Here is a 22,956-nt window from a genome sequence, read left to right on the forward strand (position 1 = left end):
CTGTCAAACAATTTTGGATTTTAGATTTTGCGTTTGCGTAGCGTGTCAAAGACAAAAGTTTGAGCCAGTACTTCTGGGAATAATTCGGCTCGTGAAAACGCAATTGTTCGCGTCTTTACATGAGGATTTTTGGCTGATGTAAGCTGTATTGAAATTTACCCTATTCCCTTTTTCTTAAGCTTGACAAAGAATTAACCCGAACCATTCTTGCGGATCTGTCCAAGTCTTCAGTGTCTTAAGTCCGTGTATCTTTAGTTGTTCTTGCATAATTGCTAAATCAAACTTGCGCGAAATTTCGGTAAGAATGCTTTCTCCCTCTGTAAATGAAACTTCTAAATTTAATGCTTTTAAAGATACTTGATGATTCTTTTGGCAATGCAGATACATCTCAATTTGAGCATCAGTTTGGTTATAAATAGCTTGATGAGCGAATAAATTGAGATCAAAATTGCCTTGAAAACGCCAATTCAAATGAGACAGCATATTCAAGTTAAAAGCAGCCGTTATTCCCTGGCTATCGTTATAAGCTGGCTCTAAAATTTCCTTGGGCTTTTGTAAATCAATGCCCAAAAGAAAGTAATCCCCTGGTTGTAAAGTCTTAGCAATTTGCCCTAAAAAACGATCGCATTCTTGCGGGTTAAAATTTCCCAGAGAACTGCCTAAGAAAAAAATCATCCGCGATGCTGCAAAAGTTGATTCTAGTTTTGCTAAGGCTTGTTCGTAGGTTCCGATTAAACCCTCAATAAAGAAATTTGGATATTTTTGTTGCAGCTTTAATACGCTAGATTGAACGATACCACGACTCACATCAATGGGTATATATCTACAGTAACTGGCGATTTTTTGGTAAGCATCTAACAAAAATAAAGTTTTGGTAGAACTACCACTACCTAATTCTACAAGTTCGCAAGCACCTGTTATTTGAGCAATTTCATCAGCATATTGCTGTAAAATCAATGCTTCTGTTCGTGTTGGATAATATTCTGGTAATTCACATATTTGTTCAAATAATTCTGAACCGCGATCGTCGTAGAAATATTTTGGGGGTATACTTTTCGGCGTTCGACTTAATCCTTGAATGACATCTTGTCCCTCGTTAGATAGAGCTTGATAATGGTCATTCAAAATTTTTAGAGATTTTGTTAACATTATGTGAATGTGTTGATTTCTTGATTTAATTCTTCAATATTACAGATTTAAAATTTAATAGCAAGCGTGATTTTTAAATAAATTCATAATTTATTTTTATCTACTAAAAACCAATCGGAATACTGTGGTATATTTCTCATTTGAATAATTTAGTTATCAGCTAATAGCCCTCTTTCTTCAGTCTGAATTAGAGAAGAATTTCATCCATCGCAAGTATTAATTTTAAGTGAAAGGCTTATTTCACTATAATGTTATAAAATAAAGTCTAAGAAATTTTTTAATGTTTCAAAATCGACTTCGATTTTCTTTACCGAGACTGATTAAAGAACGGTAAGTTAGTGGGTGAGAATAAACAGCACTATATTATTCAAGGTAAGCCCTTTTCTAGACTTTACTAATGAAATATAGCAAATTACAAATGATAATTCTCAGAAGTTAGCTTTATTTATGCCGTTTTACTTACAGTTAAGTTGATTAAAAAAATTGTACCTTGGGTGGCGATCGCCAAATCAAAACTACTGGCGTGACCGGGCTAGAATAGTGCAATAAATTTTCTTGTGGGGCGGGTATCTTACCCGCCACAGACGGGCGGGCAGGATGCCATTGGTGTCAACTTAAGGTAAAGTTGGCCCTGGTGGCTTCTACAGACTTTTTTTCTCTGCGTTGTGTCAAAGATGGAGTGATAACGAACCGCAAAGGACGCTAAGGACACAAAGTAAGAAAGGAAAGAAATGATAGAAGTTAATTAGAGCAAGAGTTTCACGTTAAGTTGACACCAATGGCAGGATGCCCACCCCACAAGATTTTCCTAATGCACTATTTTAAGCTTGCCACGCTATTACTTTTTGCTTTCGATATATGGCTAAAGTATATTGAATTATGAGTAGTATTAAAATACAAAAATTCTCTTAAGTAGATAGGCATAATTAAACATTATATAAAATCCTAGTCTATAGCGATCGATTCATCGCTGATTCAGGATTATCAAGACTTTAAGGTCTAAATCTCCCACTAAATTGATTGCTGAATTCTGAATTCTGAATTCTGTTTTAAATTTATTTACGCCTAGCTACTTTGTGTCTGCAATAAATTTTGTCTAATTAATTGAGAGAAGCATACGGCGATGCCTTCACAGTAGGCATCGCGGATTTTAGATTGCTCGAATCTAAAATCCCAAATCGATTTAACGATTTAGCGCCGCAGCTTCCCTTGCTGCTGCTGCTTGATCTGGGTGGATACCCAAGCGTGTAAGATTAATCCGGCCTTTGTTATCAATTTCGCGCACTTTGATAATCACTTCATCGCCTACTGCGACTTCATCTTCAACTTTGCCAACGCGGTAGTCAGCAAGTTGAGAAATGTGAATCATGCCTTCTTTTCCAGGCAGAAATTCCACAAATGCACCTATTGGTATAATCCGAGTTACGCGCCCTACGTAGACATCCCCTTCGTGCAGCTTGCGGGTCATGCCTTGAATAATACTACGTGCTCTCTTGGCTTTGCCCTCATCTACAGCGGAAATTGTCACTGTGCCATCGTCTTCAATGTCAATTTTTGCACCAGTTTCTTCAGTAATTCCCTTGATAGTCTTGCCTCCGGGGCCAATGACTAGACCAATCATGTCTGAATCAATCTTGATTGTTAACAGACGTGGGGCATAGGGTGAAGTTTCGGTGCGCGGTTGAGCAATGCAAGCGAGCATTTTTTCTAAGATGTGCAAGCGGGCTGATTTCGCTTGGTGGATGGCTTGGGCAATAACGTCTAAAGACAGACCGGAGATTTTCATATCCATTTGCAGGGCTGTAATCCCGCTATCCGTCCCAGCAACTTTAAAGTCCATGTCGCCCAAAAAGTCTTCAATGCCTTGAATATCAGTCAAGACACGGACTTCATCTCCTTCTTTTATCAAACCCATTGCCGCGCCACTGACGGGTTTGATAATTGGCACGCCAGCATCCATTAAGGCCAGGGTGGAACCGCACACAGAACCCATTGAGGTGGAACCGTTGGAAGAAAGAACTTCCGATACGACGCGAATCACGTAGGGAAATTGTTCTTTTGGTGGTAGCACAGGCAACAGCGATCGCTCTGCTAAGGCACCGTGACCGATTTCACGTCTTCCCGGCGCACGTAAGGGTTTGGTTTCCCCCACAGAGAACGGCGGGAAGTTGTAATGGTGGATGTAGCGTTTGGATTGGTCGATTTGCAAATCGTCGTTAAGGTTTTGGGCATCTCCTGGTGTACCCAAGGTACAAGCAGATAATACCTGAGTTAAACCCCGATTAAATAAACCGCTACCGTGGACTCGCTTTGGCAAAAGGTCTATTTGGCAGGAAACGGGACGTACTTCATCGAGCTTGCGACCATCAACGCGGACGTTATCTTCGATGATTTGACGGCGCATGAAGTATTTAGTAATGTCTTTAAATGTATTACCAAGTGCCTTAGAGTTTGCAGTTGCGGCAACTTTGATTGGGTCTTCGTCTGGCAGTTCGGCGATCGCAGTTTCAATTTTTTCCTTGACGACATCTAAAGCGGCATCACGTTCGGTTTTACCCAACTCAAATTGAGACAGAATTTTTTTAATTTCGTCGTTGGCGCGATCGCGGATATAATTTTCCAGCGTTGCGTCTACTTCTGGTGGTGCTTCTTGCACTAGTTGTAAACCGAGTTCTGCGACTAAATCTTCCTGGGCTTTGATTAAATCCCGTACCGCTTCATAACCAAAGTCAATTGCCTCGATAATATCTCGCTCTGGCAATTGATTGGCTCCCGCCTCGACCATAATCACACCATGCGGCGAACCTGCTACTATCAGATCCAAATCTCCGGCTTCAATTTCTGCATAGGTAGGATTAATGATAAAATCATCTCCCACTAACCCAACCCGCACGGCTGCCATTGGCCCGTTAAAAGGAATCTGAGCAATGAGGGTAGCAATTGAAGCACCTGTAACTGCTAACACATCGGGTGGCACTAACTCGTCCATCGACAGTGTTAAAGCCACAATTTGTAAGTCGTCGCGTAACCATGAAGGAAACAAAGGACGCAGAGGACGATCTATCAGACGGCTGGTAAGAATTGTTTTTTCTGGTGGGCGACCTTCGCGCCGCATAATTCCGCCGGGAATTCTACCAGCGGCATATAGCCTTTCTTCGTAATCTACTGTGAGGGGAAGAAAATCAATGCCTTCTCTGGCTTGCGATCGCGTAGCCGTCACCAAAACAGCTGTATCCCCTGATTCTATCAAAACCGACCCACCAGCTTGGGGAGCTAGTAGGCCTACTTTCAGTCGAATATCCCGTCCATCGAAGGATATTGACTTATCAACTTCAGCCATTCAGTTTTTTTTCCTTCTCTTTCGCTATTCTCTTTCTGTGGCAATCCTAACATTTATGCACTATGGCTGACTTCTGGTACATACAAAGTTAACTGATGACAGTTGACGGTTTAGACTCATTAGTCAACAGTTAAGGACATCGATTGCCATCTTTCAAGGCAAAGTGCGATACAACATTAGTGCGTCTACCACTTGCTCATTTTCTAGTTTGGCAGCACGGGGAATCCGCCCAACGATCTCAAATCCCAAAGACTGCCACAGTCTAATTGAAGCTATATTAGTTTCAAAGACTAAATTGAACATTACTGCCTCGTAGCCCAAGTGTGCTGCGATCTTGAGCATCGACTCTCCCATGAACCGCCCTATACCCTGACCCCGCAAAGAAGCTTGTACAATAAAACCAGCATTGCAAATATGGCTACACCGACCAGGAAAGTTTGGCTTTAAATAAAATGCTCCCAATATTTCTTTTGGTTTTTGTGTATCATTTACAGGTGATGCCCTGACAACAAAGGCGTCCTTGCTTAACCAGTAACTGAAAAATTCTGCTTGGGATAGAGGTTGCTTTTGAGGATAAGTTTTACCTTCAACAATTACACTATTTAATAATGCTCTTACAGCCTCCTCTTCTTGAGGATGCATATAATCTATTTCGTATTTTATACCAAATTTTAAAACTTTAACAATCGGAAAATCCATTATTAATAATGTCTCAATTGAGTGACAAATTACCAGTATATAATTGTATTACAGTGTATAAGTAATTGATAATAAATGTACTGAAGTAGCAAGTAAAATCCTGGTAATTGGAATTATTTAATTTTACGAGAATTTGAGTAGTTAAAAATGGCGATTTTACACGGAAACTGGTTACTAAAAAATCAAAATGGTAGTTTATTTATTTGGGGAGAAACTTGGCGATCGCCGCGAGTAAATTTGGCGTCGAATGAATCTGAAGAAATACCATTACATCCATTGGCAATGACATCGGTTGAGTTAAGCGAGTGGTTGCGTTCCCAAAACATGCCGATTGCCAACTTCATCCAGCAACCCCAAGTAGCTACAACTAATCGGGCACGCAAAGCAACTAGTACCACTGAGATTGCTTTACCAACCCACTCCCAAATCATTGCTTTACCAACTTACATACCAGAAAACACTGATAAAGAAAAAGCAGGGATTTTCCCCGTTCATTCTGCTAGTTTCGAGATAGAAGCAGACTCACCACAATATTTACAACCCTGGCGAGTCGAAGGTTTTTGTCTCACCCCCGCCCAAGCAGTAAAATTTCTGGCTGCTGTTCCCCTAAATGCTACTAAAGGGGAAGATACCTTTTTGGGCACAGATTTACGCTTTTGGTCGCAGGTTGCCCGTTGGAGTCTGGATTTAATTTCTCGGTGTAAGTTTTTACCAACTATCAAACGGCAATCCAATAGTTCTACACTTGCTAAGTGGCAAGTACTCCTAGACAGTGCTGTAGACGGCACCCGCCTAGAAAAATTTTCTGCCAAGATGCCCTTGGTTTGTCGCACCTATCAGGAGGGGATGGGGAGATGGGGGGATGGGGGGATGGGGGGACAAGGGGACAAGGGGACAAGGGGACAAGAGAATATTCTTAACTCCTCACTCCTCACTCCTCACTCCTCACTCCCAATGCCCAATGCCCAATGCCCAATATATGTAGACTTTCCTACAGAACCTCAAGAATTGTTACTGGGATTTCTCAATAGTACGATAGATGCCCAAATACGAGAGATGCTGGGTTTCCAGTCAGCGATGGAAAGCAAGGCGATTGTGTCTTTACCAGCTGCGGTGCGAGAGTGGTTGCCAGCTTTAACTAGTGCATCTGGTACAGTCAATGCAGAAGCCATTGAAGTGGAACGACTAGAAGCGGCACTTAAAGCTTGGACTATGCCGCTACAATATCAGCTAACTCTGAAAACTCTGTTTCGTACTTGTTTTCAACTGCGTTCTCCAGAGTCTGGCGAAACAGATTGGACATTGGCGTATTTCCTGCAAGCGGCCGACAATCCAGATTTTTTGGTGGATGCGGCAACTATTTGGAACAATCCAGTTGAACGATTGGTGTATGAAAATCGCACAATTGACCAACCCCAAGAAACATTTTTGCGGGGTTTGGGATTAGCTTCCCGATTGTATCCAGTCCTTGCACCGAGTTTAGAAACAGAATATCCGCAATCTTTTTCTCTCAACCCCATTCAAGCATACGAGTTTATCAAGTCCGTGGCTTGGAGGTTTGAAGATAGCGGTTTGGGAGTGATTCTCCCTCCTAGTTTGACGAACCGTGAAGGATGGGCGAACCGTTTGGGTTTGAAAATTACTGCCGAAACCCCAAAGACAAAGCAGGGACGTTTGGGGTTGCAAAGTCTATTAAATTTCCAATGGCAATTGGCAATTGGCGGACAGAATATTTCCAAAGCCGAGTTTGATAAACTTGTGACTTTAAATAGCCCCTTGGTAGAAATTAATGGCGAGTGGGTGGAATTGCGACCCCAAGACATCAAGACAGCCCAAACCTTTTTCGCTTCCCGCAAAGACCAAATGGCGCTATCTTTGGAAGATGCTTTGCGTTTGAGTACAGGGGATACCCAGGTAATCGAAAAATTACCAGTGGTTAGCTTTGAGGCGTCTGGCGCATTACAAGAGTTGATTGGGGCCTTAACCAATAATCAAACCATTGAACCTTTGCCCGCGCCAGCGAGCTTTCAAGGACAGTTGCGACCTTATCAAGAACGCGGTGCTGCTTGGCTGTCCTTTTTAGAACGTTGGGGCTTGGGTGCATGTCTGGCGGACGATATGGGACTTGGGAAAACGATTCAGTTCATTGCTTTTCTTCTACATCTCAAAGAACAAGATGCACTAGAAAATCCAACTTTACTAGTTTGTCCAACTTCGGTTTTAGGTAACTGGGAAAGGGAAGTTAAGAAATTTGCGCCAAGTCTGAAAGTTTTGCAATATCACGGTGATAAACGTCCTAAGGGAAAAGCGTTTATAGAAGCAGTTAAAAAGCACGATCTAGTCATCACTAGTTACTCACTGATTCATCGTGATATTAAATCATTAGAGACTGTGAATTGGCAAATAATTGTTTTAGATGAAGCCCAAAATGTGAAAAATTCAGAGGCGAAGCAATCAAAAGCAGTGCGGCAATTAGCAGCGACATTTCGGATTGCATTGACAGGTACGCCAGTAGAAAATAGGCTGCAAGAATTGTGGTCGATTTTGGATTTTTTGAATCCTGGATATTTAGGCAATCGGCAATTTTTTCAGCGGCGATTTGCGATGCCAATTGAAAAGTATGGGGATACGGCTTCTTTGAGTCAATTACGTTCGTTGGTTCAACCATTTATACTGCGGCGATTAAAAAGCGATCGCGAAATTATTCAAGACTTGCCAGAGAAGCAAGAAATGACAGTATTTTGCGGTTTGACTGCCGACCAGGCCGCACTTTATCAACAAGTAGTAGAAGCATCTTTAGCAGAAATTGAATCTGCTGAAGGTTTGCAACGTCGAGGCATGATTTTGGCTTTATTAATCAAACTCAAACAAATCTGCAATCACCCAGCGCAATATTTGAAACAAACCACATTAGGACAACATCATTCAGCCAAACTGCTGCGGCTAGAAGAAATGTTAGAAGAACTTTTAGCAGAAGAGGATCGCGCTTTAATCTTCACCCAATTTGCTGAGTGGGGTAAATTGCTTAAACCCCATTTAGAAAAACAGCTAGGGCGAGAAATATTCTTTTTATATGGCAGCACCAATAAAAAACAACGTGAGGAAATGATCGACCGTTTCCAACACGATCCCCAAGGGCCGCCGATTATGATTCTTTCTCTAAAAGCAGGTGGTGTAGGATTGAATTTAACACGAGCAAATCACGTATTCCATTTTGATAGATGGTGGAATCCAGCCGTAGAAAATCAAGCTACAGACCGAGTATTTCGCATTGGTCAAACGCGCAATGTGCAAGTACATAAATTTGTTTGTACTGGCACTTTAGAAGAGAAAATTCACGACATGATTGAAAGTAAAAAACAACTAGCCGAACAAGTTGTAGGCGCAGGCGAAGAATGGTTGACTGAACTAGATACAGACCAACTTCGCAACTTAGTAATCCTCGATCGCAATGCAGTCATTGACGAGGATGAAAGTTAATGCAGACGAGTTAAATTACTTAATTTGAATATTTTTCAATAATTCAAAAGGTAAAAACATGACGAATTATACTCTTCAAGCAAGCCGAGAATGGTGGTCGCAGCAATGGCTAGATTTACTAGATTCTTATCGCTTTAAAAAGCGTTTGGAACGTGCTAGAAACTATGCACGCCAAGGAAATGTTTTAAATATTGAGTTTCAAGGTGCAAAAGTATTAGCTAAGGTACAAGGTAGTGAAGTGGAACCTTATCAAGTTTCCCTTTCTCTTGAACCTTTTAGCGATGAACAATGGGGTTATGTCATTGAAACTATGTCGCAAAAAGCAATTTTCGCTGCCAAATTGTTGGCGGGGGAAATGCCGCAAAACATAGCAGAAGTTTTCACAGCTAACGGTCTTTCTTTATTTCCTTTTACCCTTTCTGATGTCCATAGTAAATGCTCTTGCCCTGATAAAGCAAATCCCTGTAAACATATTGGTGCGGTATACTATCAATTAGGCGATCGCTTTAGTGAAGACCCTTTTGTACTCTTTCAATTACGCGGACGCACCAAAGAGCAAATTCTCAGCGATTTACGACAGCTACGTAGTGGCAAGATAGAAGCTGTAACCTCAGAAACGCCTGATGTTCAACAATCAATTACTCACAACAAATACTCGGTAAAAATAGACTCTTTCTGGCAATACAATGAACCACTAGAGTCATCTTTAGTAGTAATTGCACCTTCAGCTAGCGAGACAATATTAGATGTATTAGGAGCAATTCCTCTAGCAAAAGAAGAGGAAAATTTAGTAAATTTAACTTCCACTGATGTAGTCATGAAGTATTTGAACATAGTTTACACAGATGTCAGCCAGAAAGCTGTTTTAGCAGCGATGAATGTGGGAGGAAGCTGAATGAATTTTAGATTTTGGATTTGAGATTTTTGATTCAATTAAATCAAAGTTTTCAATTGCTTAAATTGATTGATGGATAAAAAAGAAGATTTTCCAGATCTCAAAACTATCTACATTGATGTATAAAAAAGTTAATCTAAAGCCCAAAATCCAAAATTGAAAAATCTTTTATTGTCCAAACTCAAGCCTAGCCTGTTCTACCAAATCCCCTGTCACGACCTCTTGCTGAGCTTGACGAGCCAATGCCTCAATTCGAGCTTTTGCTTGAGGACGGACAAAAAAGGGAATATTTTGCAACTTTTCTTTTGCTTCGGCTGTCCAGCGCAAAGCGTCGATAAAATTTGATTCGCTCATAATATTAATTACCTCGGTAAACTATGTAATTTTGCATTGATAATTTATTTTTGATAAAGGGTTCGTTAATCTGTTTGCCCTCTTCATTTTTATAATAGATTCCAAGTTAGTGAAGTATACCATCTAGGCCTGTTATGTTAGCTAAAACGAGAGTCTATTCTAATTCTGACTCCTGAATTTTGCTATTTTTTATAAAAAAAACTCTTGCTTTTATGCAAGAGTCTGTAAGCTAATTGATTGTCAGTGATGAAAGAAACTTTCCAACCTAGTCGAGGAAGTCCATCGACATTACTGGTTCATTATCACGGTCGATACCTTTTTCAAAACCACCAGCAGCTGCACGAGCGCGACCAGCGTGCCATAAGTGGCCAACTAGGAAGAAGAATCCTAGTACGAAGTGGGAACATGCCAACCAAGCGCGAGGAGACACGTAGTTGAAGGAGTTGATTTCGGTAGCCACACCACCCACAGAGTTCAGAGAACCCAGAGGAGCATGGGTCATGTATTCAGCAGCACGACGAGCTTGCCAAGGCTGAATATCGTTCTTGATTTTTTCTAGGTCAAGACCGTTGGGGCCGCGCAGAGGCTCCAACCAAGGGCCGCGGAAATCCCAGAAGCGCATGGTTTCACCACCGAAGATAATTTCACCAGTAGGAGAGCGCATCAAGTATTTACCCAGACCTGTGGGGCCTTGGGCAGAGCCAACGTTAGCACCTAAGCGTTGGTCGCGAATCAAGAAAGTCAGAGCTTGAGCTTGAGAAGCTTCAGGGCCAGTAGGGCCAAAGAATTCGCTGGGGTAAACGGTGTTGTTGTACCAAACCATGATGGAAGCAATGAAGCCCATCAAGGAAAGCGCACCCAAGCTGTAGGATAGGTAAGCTTCACCAGACCAGATGAAGGCACGACGCGCCCAACCAAAAGGCTTGGTGAGAATGTGGAAAATACCACCAGAAATACAGATAAAGGCAATCCAAATATGACCGCCGATAACATCTTCCAAGTTATCAACGCTCACAATCCAGCCTTCGCCACCGAAGGGAGATTTAATCAGATAACCAAAGATAACAGCTGGATTGAGTGTGGGGTTTGTAATGATCCGCACATCACCACCACCTGGTGCCCAGGTATCATAGATACCACCGAAGAACATTGCCTTCAGCACCAACAACAGCGCACCGCTTCCCAAAATAATTAGGTGGAAACCGATGATGTTGGTCATCTTGTTCTTGTCTTTCCAGTCGTAACCAAAGAATGAGGAGTATTCTTCTAAGGTTTCTGGGCCGCGAACGGCGTGATAGATACCGCCAAAGCCAAGGACTGCTGAGGAAATTAGGTGCAGTACACCAACAACAAAGTAGGGGAATGTGTCGATGACTTCACCGCCAGCACCAACGCCCCAGCCCAAAGTGGCAAGGTGAGGCAGCAGGATCAACCCCTGCTCGTACATGGGCTTTTCAGGAATGAAGTGAGCGACTTCAAACAAAGTCATTGCTCCAGCCCAGAATACAATCAAACCAGCGTGAGCAACGTGAGCGCCCAGCAGTTTGCCAGAAAGGTTGATTAAACGGGCGTTACCAGACCACCAGGCAAAGCCGGTAGATTCTTGGTCGCGTCCAGCGCCGCCTAAAATATTTGGTCTATTAGAGAGCGTTACCACGTGGTAATACCTCCTCAGGGAATACAAATTGTTCGTGGATCTGATCTTGAGGAGCCATCCAAGCGCGGATACCCTCGTTGAGCAAAATGTTTTTGGTATAGAAAGTTTCAAACTCTGGGTCTTCTGCCGCCCGCAATTCTTGGGAGACGAAATCATAAGCCCGCAGGTTGAGTGCCAAACCGACAATACCAACCGCTGCCATCCACAAGCCTGTGACTGGCACAAACAACATAAAGAAGTGCAGCCAGCGCTTGTTGGAGAAGGCAATACCGAAAATCTGCGACCAGAAACGGTTTGCGGTCACCATTGAATAGGTTTCTTCTGATTGGGTAGGATTGAACGCCCGGAAGGTGTTAGCTCCATCTCCGTCTTCAAACAAGGTGTTTTCTACGGTGGCTCCGTGAATCGCACACAATAGCGCACCACCTAACACACCTGCTACTCCCATCATGTGGAAGGGGTTGAGGGTGAAGTTATGGAAACCTTGGACAAATAGAATGAAACGGAAAATTCCGGCTACACCAAAGCTGGGAGCAAAGAACCAAGATGATTGTCCCAAGGGGTACATCAAAAATACACTGACGAATACCGCGATGGGAGCTGAAAATGCTAACGCGTTGTAAGGACGAATTCCTACTAGCCGCGCAATTTCAAATTGGCGCAACATGAAGCCAATCAAACCGAAGGCTCCGTGTAGGGCTACGAATGTCCACAATCCACCCAATTGGAACCAACGGGTGAGGTCGCCTTGGGCTTCTGGTCCCCACAACAGCAATAGCGAATGTCCTAAACTGTCTGCTGGGGTGGATACTGCCACTGTCAAGAAGTTACAGCCTTCCAAGTACGAGGAGGCTAAACCGTGGGTGTACCAAGAGGTGACGAAGGTTGTGCCTGTCAGCCAACCGCCTAATGCTAGGTATGCACAGGGAAATAGTAGTAATCCCGACCAACCTACGAATACAAAGCGATCGCGCTTGAGCCAGTCGTCTACTACGTCAAACCACCCTCTTGTACTTGGGGCGCGTCCAACTGCGATGGTCATCGGACTAAAATCCTCTTTTTTTACTAAAATTGCAACGTTTTTGAACCAGCGCCACTTTAAAGCTTTGCTTTCTTAGCGGCTACCGTGAGGAATTAACGTTTTTTTGACAATTTCAATAGCCCATAAAGCTACTGAATTTCTGAGAGCTTGCTGTCTAGTGAAGTCAGCATTTCTCAGACCTATGCCATTACACGTACCACTGGCTAGTAACTTAGCTTGTGGTAACTTAATGATTCTTAACTTATCATATTAGTTCGTTTTTGGCCAGACACACGCAAGCGGATCGGGTATTTAACACGAACGTATATTTATATATGAATATCAGAATTTTTACAATTTGACACAAGTTTTCTCAGAAATCTAAACAATTGGATTGGAAAATTGGGCATTGGGCATTAGGCATTGGGCATTGGGAATTGGGGAATGGGAAATGGGAAAGGGGTAAGGGGGAAAGGTTAAATTTATCCCTTTACCCTTTACCCTTTAACCTTTTCCCTTTCCTGACTTATCTCCCTCATCCCCATGCGCCATGCCCTATGCCCCATGCCCCATTCCCTAATCCAGTTGCAATATATCCCGATTCAATGGCAGACTTTTAAAGAGAGTATCTCACAGGCAATGGTAGTTCAATGACGGCATCAACAACGATTAACAAAGGCGATCGCCTGCTGCATCAAAACGTTCTCGGTTCTCGTCGGTTTAGTAACTACTGGTGGGCAACTATCGTTACTTTGGGAGCAACAGGCTTTCTACTGGCTGGCATATCCAGTTACCTAAAAATTAATTTACTCATAGTTACCGATCCAACTCAACTGGTATTCGTCCCTCAAGGATTGGTGATGGGATTATATGGCACCGCTGGCTTGCTACTAGCCACGTACTTATGGTTAGTGATTTTATGGGATGTGGGAGGCGGTTACAACGAATTCGATCGCGAAACCAGCACATTTAAAATATTTCGTTGGGGATTTCCTGGCAAAAACCGTCGCATTGAAATTGATGGTCGCATAGAAGATGTACAATCTGTGCGGATAGCCGTCAAAGAAGGCATTAATCCCCTTCGTGCGCTTTATCTGCGCGTTAAAAATCGGCGAGATATACCCTTAACAAGGGTTGGACAACCATTATCTTTAACAGAGTTAGAAACAGAAGGCGCAAAGCTAGCTCGGTTTTTGGGAGTATCGTTAGAAGGGCTTTGAGGAACTGGGAGATGGGGAGATGGGGAGATGGGGAAGTGTGGGGAGTGTGGGGAGTGTGGGGGAAGAGAATTTGTGCCCCCCTCTCTTCCCACACCTCCCACACCTCCCACACCTCCTGCTTGCCCAATGCCCAATGCCCAATTCGCTTTAAAACGATAAGATACTTAAGTTGAATCAGTAACTAGCAATGCGGTTAAAAATTTCACAATTTTTGCTTTCTGTTGCGATCGCCAGTGCCTTGATCTTGGGAGCATGTTCAACACAGCAAGTCGCTTCTAATACTTCTTCTCCAACATCGACAGCTACCTCAAGCGCAGGTGAGGCAACTACTAAGACCACTACTGAAGCAACGCCTGTATCTCAAAGTACTAATGAGAGTGTTTCTGGATTCGCCAATTTACCAAGGCTCGAAGGCAAGGCTACTGTAGTACTTACAGTTAAAGGCTCACCGATTACTATCGAAGTAGACGGTACTAACGCCCCAATTACAGCTGGTAACTTTGTAGATTTAGTTCAAAGGGGCGTCTACAATGGCTTAGCTTTCCATAGAGTCGAACGCGGAACCCCAGAACAACCCCAGCCGTTTGTAGTTCAAGGCGGCGATCCCCAAAGCAAAGACCCAAATTTTCCCGTAGATCGATTGGGAACGGGTAGTTATATTGACCCAAAAACGGGAAATGCTCGCTATATACCCTTAGAAATTAAGCCAAAAGGCTCAAATACACCGATTTATAATCAAACATTTGATGCTACTGCTCAACCTGTTGTATTGCCTCATAAGCAAGGTGCGGTAGCAATGGCGCGATCGCAACAGCCAGATTCTGCTTCTTCACAGTTTTATTTTGGTCTAGCAGATATAGGATTTCTGGATGGTAAATACGCCGTATTTGGCAATGTTACTCAAGGTTTTGATGTAGTTAACAAAATTCAGCAAGGCGATCGCATCGACTCAGCTAAAGTTACCCAAGGTGCTGAAAATTTGAAAACACCAGCGCAGTAAGAGGGACAAGGGGACAAGGGAGACAAGGAGAATAATAATTTATAACTTTTAAACTCCTAAGTTCAAACTCCCAATTCTCAAATTTGTGAAAGTAGTTGTTACTGGTATTGGTCTAGTTTCTGCTTTGGGTGGAAGTTTAGAAGAAAGTTGGCAAAATTTGCTAGCAGGTAAATCTGGAATTAGATTACTTCAACCATTTCCAGAACTTAGACCATTTCCTATGGGTTTGATTGGTCAAAAGCCAACTGACTTGGCAATGCTAACTCAGTTGGTTGTTACTTCTGCTTTGCAAGATGCTGGCTTAGTTCCACCTTTGGCGGATTGTGCTGTAGTTATTGGCTCAAGTCGCTCTAATCAAGCATCTTGGGAAGTCTTGGCGCGGCAGATGTATGAGGACGCAGCCACTGAAAAAGATACAAAGAATTTCTCCTCATCGCCGCGTCCTTCCTTCCCCGCGTCATGTTTAGAAAATTGGCTCGATACATTGCCTCACATGAGGGCGATCGCCACTGCGCGACAAATTGGCGCGTCCGGCATAGTTTTGGCGCCAATGGTAGCTTGTGCTACTGGAATTTTATCTATTGCCCAAGCAGCTTTACTTATACAAACTGGGCAATGTCAAAGAGCGATCGCAGGCGCAGTGGAAGCACCAATTACACCTTTGACTTTGGCAGGCTTTCAGCAAATGGGTGCTTTGGCAAAAACTGGCGCTTATCCTTTTGATGTGCATCGGGAAGGCTTAGTTTTGGGCGAAGGCGCAGCTGTGTTTGTCTTGGAATCAGCAGAGTTGGCAAAACAGCGTCAAGCAAAAGTGTATGGTGAAATTCTCGGTTTCGGCTTAACCAACGACGCATATCATACTAATTCTCCGGAACCTGAGGGAAAAAGTGCGATCGCTGCTATCAAACAATGTCTAGAACGTAGTTGTTTATCGCCAGATAATATTGATTACATTCATGCTCATGGCACTGCTACCCAGCTAAATGACCAAATGGAGAGCATGGTAATCCAACATTTGTTTCCCCAAGGCGTAGCAGTTAGCTCCACCAAGGGAAGTTCAGGTCATACACTGGGAGCATCCGGAGCCTTAGGCGTGGCTTTTTCGCTGATGGCTTTAAAGCATCAAATTTTACCTCCTTGTGTTGGATTGCAGCAACCAGAGTTCGATTTAAACTTAATTACAGCAGCACATCTCAGTAATATTAGCCATGTATTATGTTTGAGTTTTGGCTTTGGCGGACAGAATGCAGCGATCGTCATTGGTCATTAGTCATTAGTCATTGGTCATTGGTCATTGGTCATGAATTTTTCTCCTTGTCCCCTTGTCCCCTTGTCTACCCATCTCCCCATGAGTTATTCATAATGCACATTCTTTTTGATAAAACTGTAACAAAAACTACAAAATTCCTATTTTTCAAAAAAAGAGGATAAGCTAGGCAATATATAAGATCCGGTTCGCGCAAAGGGCGCGATTGGGAGAAAATTTTATGAGTTTAGCATCTGTGTTGCCGTTGGAAGCTGCTTCTCCAGCGCATATTTGTCCATTCGATCAAGCCTGTAGTTACTTAGAAGCTGCGGCTAAGGAATTAAGGTTAGATCCGGGATTGCTAGAAATTCTCAGCCATCCACGCAAAGTGGTAACAGTTTCGGTTCCTGTGAAACTAGATAATGGAGAAATACGAGTTTTCGCTGGACATCGGGTGCAGCACTCTGATGTTTTAGGCCCCTACAAAGGTGGAATACGTTATCATCCGGCTGTGACATTGCGGGAAGTTTCAGCCCTAGCAATGCTAATGACATGGAAATGTGCCCTATTGGGTATTCCCTACGGTGGTGGTAAGGGCGGTATTGCGATCGATCCAAAACGTTATAGTGTCGGGGAACTAGAAAGGATCAGCCGTCGTTATATCAGCGAGTTGATTAAAGATATCGGGCCTTCCGTGGATATTCCTGCCCCAGATATGGGTACTTCTGCCCGTGAAATGGCTTGGATGATGGATACTTACTCCGTGAATGTCGGTCATGCTGTACCGGGTGTTGTGACTGGGAAGCCAATTTCTGTTGGTGGTTCCAAGGGACGCGAAATGGCAACCGGACGCGGCGCGATGATTGCTGTACGTGAAGCGCTAGCAGATCAAGGTAAATCTTTGGCGGGAGTGCGAGTAGTCATCCAAGGTTTTGGTAATGTTGGCGGCGCCGCAGCTGATTTACTATATGAAGCCGGAGCGAAAATTATCGCTGTTTCCACGAGTGCTGGGGGACTATTTTCCGAAGATGGTCTTGATATTCCCAAGTTGAAAGTCTACGCTGCGGAAAATCACAAGAATATCGTAGGTTTTCCGGAAGCTGTAGCAATTAGCAATGCAGATTTATTAACTTTGCCTTGCGATGTCCTGATACCAGCAGCTTTGGAAAACCAAATCACTGAAGAAAATGCCGATCGGGTGCAAGCGCAGATTGTTGCGGAAGCAGCTAACGGGCCGGTAACTCTTGAGGCTAGTTTGTCCTTAGAGGCGCGGGGTGTGACAGTGCTACCAGATATTTTGGCCAATGCTGGTGGTGTAGTGGTGAGTTATTTGGAGTGGGTGCAAGGTCTTTCTTACGTATTTTGGGATGAGGAACGCGTCAACCGCGAAATGGAACATTTGATGGTGCAGGCTTACCGCCAAGTGATTGAACAGTCGAAGAAACGGCAAGTTTCTTTGAGGTTAGCAGCTTATACACTGGGAGTAGGTAGAGTAGCTCAAGCCCTCACTGATAGGGGTCTTTATCCTTAAGTTTTACGGGTATGCGGCGGTTTTCAATTAAATAGACAAAATGGTAGGGGCACAATATTATATTGTGCCCCTACAATAGCTTTTGATTTGTGTGTGTCAAAGATACTTAAGCTTGATGACTAACCTGAAGGTGTAGCGGCATGAATTAAGTCTGGGCTTTCCTCAGCAGGAGGATGCTTAATACTTTGATCTGATGTGGGGCGTTGATGGCGATCGCGAGTCTCTATCTTTACGGGTTGACCAATCTTAATTGACTCGTAAAGCGCCTGAATGATACTAACATCAATCAATCCTTCAATCCCAGATGGTTCTGGATCTTTATCTTCAAGAATACAATTAGAGAAGTAAGTAAATTCAGCTGCTAATTGATCGCGATCTTCAAAGGTACGCTCTTGAGTTTCACCATTAATTGTTAAGTAATGCTTGATTTCTCCCTGCCACGGATACGCAGGTTGTACTCGCAAATCTCCTTTAGTACCTACAATCTGATAAGTTGAAACGCTAGCTGCCCCAAAGCTACAGGTAAAGGTTGCCAATCGTTCATTGGGAAAACGTAAGATAACACTAGTCATTTCTTCAACTTCGCTGAAGCGTTGTTCTCCCTTATTAGCAGCAACAGCAAATACTTCAATTGGTTCATCTTGAAATAGATAACGCGCAGCATTAATACAGTAAATGCCGATATCGTCGAGCGTTCCACCACCTGTTACATTTCGTAGACGAATATTCCCTTCTTGTACTTGTTGAGTAAAAACAGAATTGAAAATTCTTGGTTCACCAATTTGCTTTGAACGAACAATTTCCACCGCTTGTAAATTTGCTTCTTCCAAATGTAAGCGGTAGGCAATCATCAGTTTCACGCCGTTATCATTGGCAGCTTTAATCATTTCCTCACATTCTTGTTCAGTGATAGCCATTGGCTTTTCACACAACACATGAATTGCCTGATTAGCAGCCCGTACAGCGTATTCACGATGCAAGTGATTGGGCAATGCGATATAAACTGCATCAACTTCACCACTTGTTAGACAGTCCTCATATTCTTCATACGAGTAAGTCAGCTTTATGCCGTACTTTTTGCTCAGTTCTTCTCTTTTAGTGGGGTCATCAGAGACCAGTGCAACTAATTCTGAGTTTTCCGCGTGGGCAAAGGAAGGTAAAGCAGCATCTTGAGCAAACCAACCTAAACCAACAACGGCATATCGAATTTTACGCTTACCATTTGTAGCAGTCATTCTTGTACCTATTGATGAACAAATTTTGTGAATTTTAATGGACTAGCTCTCAAAAAATCTCGAATAAATAGCAGTCGGAGTGGAAGACGAATAAATGTAAAGACACCAGATTGAGATTTACTGGTGCTTCAAAGTTGAGGTTTTAATTGTTTACAAGACTGATTTTGATGTTGAATTTGAATGATTATTCAGTTATATTATCTGGTTAAGGCGGCTTCAATTTCTGGTTCTAATTGAGCTTTAGTTTTCTGAAATTCTTGACCTAATTCAGTTAGCTCTTGCTCATCCATACACTCGCGCACAGCACCAAAAATTTCGCTTTCTTCCTCTTCCACATGGTACTGAACTGCTTCCTTTAATTCACTCATTTTTTCTTTAAACTCAGGAGCAGTAGGTTTAAGAGCCTTAATTTCTTCCAAAATTAAAGAAACTTCTTCATGTTCTTCTTCAGCTTCTTCAACATATTGTTCAGTTTCATCGTATTCTCGCAAAGCTGGGTAGAAGACTAATTCTTCAGTTCTAGCATGTAAATTCAGTGCTTTATATAGTTGATTGAAGTGTTCCTGTAATTTACTTCCCTTAGCTTTTTCAGCTTGTGCAAAAAGTTGTTCTACTTGACGATGCTCTGCTTCAATTAGTGAGAGAATGTCTGTTGCTTTAGTTTTAGCCATTTTACCCCTCAGTAATAATCGATTTATAGGGCTGAAAATGTAGAGGTCGAACTATGGGTTCTCATAACATTCTCAATAATTTAAAAAATTAAAACCTCATTCTTTTAGTAAGCTTTTGTTTAGACTTAAGGAATATTTATGGCATTGCAGTATGACTGAAATTCATAACCTCAGCATGAGGGATAATGAATATGTAGTATTAGCAGCCACAACTACTACTAGGAGCTAAACAAGTGTATGGTGATACAAATACAACCAACAACTCAGACTTTGTACGACCAAGATTATTACCTTTGGCTGAGAACAACAATCAATCAACTTCGCGCAGGACAGTTTTCTGCTGTGGATTTAGATAATTTGTTGGAAGAATTAGAAACTATGGGTAGAAGCGAAAAGCGAGGGATAAAAAGTTTGTTGATTCGACTTTTTGAACATCTGCTTAAGCTTACATACTGGGATAGAGAACGGGAGCGAAATGAAGGGCATTGGAAGGGTGAAATTAGGACATTTCGTAGAGAAATTAAGGAGCGACTTAAAGAGAGTCCTAGTCTTAAACCTTACATTTTAGAAATATTTGATGAATGTTATCAAGATGCAAGGACAGAAGCAAGCGATCGCTCTCAACTTGCTATTGACATATTTCCCGCGATCCCCATTGGCTCTTTAGAACAAATTTTAGATGAAAATTGGTTCCCTGAGTGATGCCATTTGGCAAATATCGCAATAATTAAACACCAGACTCACTCAATCCCCGACTCAACGATGCATGGCTAAATTTAAATGTTCTGCCTATTCTCTAACACTAGATTTAGTTTAAACATAAGTAACCACTTATTGCTTCTCTACCAAACCCGATTAAAATAAATACGCAACTTGGGTTTCCATAGGAGTTATCCAGCCGTGCAGCCGGACTTAATAGGCTTGGAAATTAGTAAAGGGGAACTGAGACGCTTGACTGGGTTCGATCCAGAAGACGTTTTTCGGCCCTCTGTTTTGCGAGATCGCAAGAAGCGATTGGGGTTTTTGATCAATGAAATGCTGGTGACGCTGGCGCTAACGCCAATTATTGTTGGCTTTGTTTATGCGTTTATTATTTTGCCAACAATTGGGTCTTCAATTAAATTTGGAATTCTTTTACTAATTCTAGTGCCAATCCCGATCTTAGTGGGGCGATCGCTCTGGCGACAGTTGACCTTTCCTGAAGGATTGACAATACTTTTAGATGAAGTTGATAAATATCATGACCTGATTAGCGCCATCGATATCAATGACCAATTGGCAGCATCCGGAAACGTAGAAAGCAATATCCATGACCGAGATCGAGTCACCGCCGCCTTGCAACTAATTCGAGAAGATTTAGTCCGCGCTCTGAAAACGGAACGAATTTTGCGAGATAATAAAAATTTGCTTGCTAGTAATCAAGAGTTATTTGTCAATAATTTAGCTAGTCTCCAAGCTTTACAAGTTAGCACTCAAGCAGGTGAATACGCTCAACTTTTAAATCAATCATTGCAGATTGCGATCGATGTGCAAGCAGAAATTAGAAAATTGCAGAAAGGCTAAGAAAATGTTTCTAAAGCTTGGGCGACTAGAAGTCACGGCTACACAGACAAAACCTGCCTCCGCAGGTTAGAAAACCCTTGATTTTATATTAGTGTAGCTTGGGCGACTAGAAGTCACGGCTACACAGACAAAACCTGCCTCCGCAGGTTAGAAAACCCTTGATTTTGTATTAGTCCGCGGAGGTGGACTTTGCTTGTATAGTAGCGACTTATAGTCGCCCAATACTTTCCCACAAAACAATCGCCCTTCATTTAAATGAGCAACAAACCCAAAATAATTGTCCTAGATGACGATCCTACAGGTTCTCAAACAGTCCACAGCTGCTTGCTACTAATGCACTGGGATGTGGACACTTTACGCAGTGGGTTACAGGATGATTCACCGATTTTCTTTGTGTTGACTAACACGAGATCCCTAACTCCAGAGTCAGCTGCATCTGTAACTAAAGAAGTTTGCCAAAATCTGAAAATTGCTTTGCAAGCTGAAGAAATTGACGATTTTTTGATTGTCAGTCGTTCTGATTCTACCTTGCGCGGACATTATCCCATTGAAACAGATGCGATCGCTCAAGAACTCGGCCCTTTTGATGCCCATTTTCTCGTACCTGCATTCTTTGAAGGTGGACGCATCACCCGTGATAGCGTGCATTATTTAATCATTGACGGGATACCCACCCCAGTCCATGAAACAGAATTTGCCCGCGATTCGGTTTTCAGCTACCATCATAGTTACTTACCAAAGTACGTCGAAGAAAAGACCCAAGGACAAATTCAGGCCGAAGCAGTAGAACGGTTTCTGTTAGCTGATATTCGCGCTGGTAGTCTGGAACGCTTGCTAAAACTGAGTAATAATCAGTGTGCTGTGGTCGATGGTGAAACTCAAGCCGACCTCGATCGCTTTGCACTAGATATATTAACAGCAGCAAGTCAAGGTAAACGCTTTTTATTTCGCAGTGCTGCCAGCATTTTAACAGCTTTAGCTGCTTTACCTCCCCAACCCATCGCAGCTGAAAACATGGCACAGTACGTGCGCCAAGGCAAACCAGGTGCGGTGATTGTTGGCTCCCATGTGAAAAAAACTACTCAGCAGTTAGAGGCATTGTTGCAAGTAGAGGGAACTGTGGGAATTGAAGTCGATGTAGCGCGACTGCTTGATAATCAAAAAAATCAATCGGCTGTACTCCTGGGCGAAATTCAGGAAAGTACGCGGTTAATACATGAGGCTGGTAAAACACCAGTGGTTTATACCAGCCGTCAGGAACTGAGTTTTCAGGATGTGAAGACACGATTGGACTTTGGGGCCAAGGTTTCAGCCTTATTGATGGATATTGTCCGCAGTTTACCATCCGATCTCGGATTCTTGATTAGTAAGGGTGGCATTACCTCAAACGATGTCTTGAGTACTGGACTAGCTTTAACTTCAGCCCGCTTACTCGGTCAAATTTTACCTGGTTGTTCAATGGTGCTAACGCCATCTAATCATCCCCAATTTCCCGATTTGCCTGTAGTGCTGTTTCCTGGTAATGTCGGTGATGCTGATGCTTTGGGAACAATTTTTCAACGGTTGACAAAAACAGCTTTAAGTGCTGAGTCAAGATAATAATCGTTTTGAACCACTCAGGTCTTTTTTGTCTAATAAATAATTAGGCAGAATCGATCGCACACATTATTTTTGATCCCCCAACCCTTTTCCCTGTCTCCACGAATGAACTTATTTTTGTCCAACTATTGACTAATTAGAAGAATGATTGCGATATACAAAGCGCCCAAAATCTTATCCAATCGAGTTTTTTTGCCCAGACGCTACGCCTAGCTTGGTTCAACCTAGTACTGCACCATCGTAAATCTCAAATCCAAAGTGTTATAAGAATGTTGTCGGATTTTGCAAACGATCTA

At 42.6% G+C, this 22,956-nt stretch carries 17 protein-coding genes; 9 read left to right on the top strand and 8 right to left on the bottom strand.

What is annotated here, in order from left to right:
• Nucleotides 1-174 precede the first annotated feature (174 nt).
• The 3 genes from egtD to NSTC745_RS00430 form a co-directional block, all read right to left on the bottom strand.
• Nucleotides 175-1,149, bottom strand: coding sequence for an L-histidine N(alpha)-methyltransferase (egtD, locus tag NSTC745_RS00420; protein WP_445635410.1), 975 nt, complete (start codon nt 1,147-1,149; stop codon nt 175-177).
• Nucleotides 1,150-2,332: 1,183 nt separating this feature from the next.
• The gene (locus NSTC745_RS00425; RefSeq protein ID WP_445635411.1) at nt 2,333-4,489 is read right to left on the bottom strand and encodes a polyribonucleotide nucleotidyltransferase; all 2,157 of its coding nucleotides are present in this window, start codon (nt 4,487-4,489) and stop codon (nt 2,333-2,335) included.
• A gap of 153 nt (nt 4,490-4,642) precedes the next feature.
• Nucleotides 4,643-5,188: a GNAT family N-acetyltransferase gene (locus tag NSTC745_RS00430; RefSeq protein WP_445635412.1), complete on the bottom strand. Its 546-nt coding sequence runs from the start codon at nt 5,186-5,188 to the stop codon at nt 4,643-4,645.
• Between the two features lie 147 nt (nt 5,189-5,335).
• Between NSTC745_RS00430 and NSTC745_RS00435 the strand changes: the two genes are divergently transcribed.
• Nucleotides 5,336-8,668: a DEAD/DEAH box helicase gene (locus NSTC745_RS00435; protein WP_445635413.1), complete on the top strand. Its 3,333-nt coding sequence runs from the start codon at nt 5,336-5,338 to the stop codon at nt 8,666-8,668.
• Between the two features lie 58 nt (nt 8,669-8,726).
• A complete protein-coding gene (locus NSTC745_RS00440; RefSeq protein WP_445635414.1) occupies nt 8,727-9,563 on the top strand; it encodes an SWIM zinc finger family protein in 837 nt (278 codons plus the stop codon).
• Between the two features lie 168 nt (nt 9,564-9,731).
• On the opposite strand, the gene NSTC745_RS00445 is transcribed toward NSTC745_RS00440, so the two are convergent.
• The 3 genes from NSTC745_RS00445 to psbD all read right to left on the bottom strand — a co-directional run bounded on the left by NSTC745_RS00445 (nt 9,732) and on the right by psbD (nt 12,616).
• A complete protein-coding gene (locus tag NSTC745_RS00445; RefSeq protein WP_445635415.1) occupies nt 9,732-9,917 on the bottom strand; it encodes a PCP reductase family protein in 186 nt (61 codons plus the stop codon).
• Between the two features lie 265 nt (nt 9,918-10,182).
• Complete coding sequence (psbC, locus tag NSTC745_RS00450; protein ID WP_445635416.1) at nt 10,183-11,574, bottom strand: photosystem II reaction center protein CP43; 1,392 nt, start codon at nt 11,572-11,574, stop codon at nt 10,183-10,185.
• Nucleotides 11,558-12,616: a photosystem II D2 protein (photosystem q(a) protein) gene (gene psbD / locus NSTC745_RS00455; protein WP_445634192.1), complete on the bottom strand. Its 1,059-nt coding sequence runs from the start codon at nt 12,614-12,616 to the stop codon at nt 11,558-11,560. Before psbD ends, psbC begins: the two co-directional genes overlap by 17 nt.
• 629 nt (nt 12,617-13,245) lie before the next feature.
• On the opposite strand from psbD, the gene NSTC745_RS00460 reads away from it, so the two are divergent.
• The 4 genes from NSTC745_RS00460 (at nt 13,246) to NSTC745_RS00475 (ending at nt 17,592) form a co-directional block, all read left to right on the top strand.
• A complete protein-coding gene (locus tag NSTC745_RS00460; RefSeq protein WP_445635417.1) occupies nt 13,246-13,815 on the top strand; it encodes a photosystem I assembly protein Ycf4 in 570 nt (189 codons plus the stop codon).
• Between the two features lie 187 nt (nt 13,816-14,002).
• Complete coding sequence (locus NSTC745_RS00465; RefSeq protein ID WP_445635418.1) at nt 14,003-14,815, top strand: peptidylprolyl isomerase; 813 nt, start codon at nt 14,003-14,005, stop codon at nt 14,813-14,815.
• 85 nt (nt 14,816-14,900) lie between these two features.
• Nucleotides 14,901-16,085 (top strand): beta-ketoacyl-ACP synthase, encoded by a 1,185-nt coding sequence (locus NSTC745_RS00470; protein ID WP_445635419.1) that lies wholly within the window; start codon nt 14,901-14,903, stop codon nt 16,083-16,085.
• Nucleotides 16,086-16,302: 217 nt separating this feature from the next.
• Nucleotides 16,303-17,592, top strand: coding sequence for a Glu/Leu/Phe/Val family dehydrogenase (locus NSTC745_RS00475; protein ID WP_445635420.1), 1,290 nt, complete (start codon nt 16,303-16,305; stop codon nt 17,590-17,592).
• 119 nt (nt 17,593-17,711) lie between these two features.
• Here the strand turns inward: NSTC745_RS00475 and NSTC745_RS00480 are convergent, their stop codons facing one another.
• Nucleotides 17,712-18,827, bottom strand: a complete 1,116-nt coding sequence (locus tag NSTC745_RS00480; protein ID WP_445635421.1) for a Gfo/Idh/MocA family protein — start codon at nt 18,825-18,827, stop codon at nt 17,712-17,714.
• Nucleotides 18,828-19,024: 197 nt separating this feature from the next.
• Nucleotides 19,025-19,498 (bottom strand): hemerythrin domain-containing protein, encoded by a 474-nt coding sequence (locus tag NSTC745_RS00485; RefSeq protein ID WP_445635422.1) that lies wholly within the window; start codon nt 19,496-19,498, stop codon nt 19,025-19,027.
• Nucleotides 19,499-19,735: 237 nt separating this feature from the next.
• Here NSTC745_RS00485 and NSTC745_RS00490 point away from each other — a divergent pair, with 237 nt between their 5' ends.
• From NSTC745_RS00490 to NSTC745_RS00500, 3 genes are all read left to right on the top strand, one after another.
• On the top strand, nt 19,736-20,200 hold the full coding sequence (locus tag NSTC745_RS00490; RefSeq protein WP_445635423.1) for a DUF29 domain-containing protein: 465 nt from the start codon (nt 19,736-19,738) through the stop codon (nt 20,198-20,200).
• A 198-nt stretch (nt 20,201-20,398) separates the two neighbouring features.
• Complete coding sequence (locus tag NSTC745_RS00495; protein WP_445635424.1) at nt 20,399-21,061, top strand: hypothetical protein; 663 nt, start codon at nt 20,399-20,401, stop codon at nt 21,059-21,061.
• A gap of 255 nt (nt 21,062-21,316) precedes the next feature.
• Entirely contained in the window at nt 21,317-22,660 is a 1,344-nt protein-coding gene (locus NSTC745_RS00500; protein WP_445635425.1) for a four-carbon acid sugar kinase family protein, read from the top strand.
• Nucleotides 22,661-22,956 lie beyond the last annotated feature (296 nt).

It is taken from the genome of Nostoc sp. DSM 114161 (assembly GCF_052692665.1).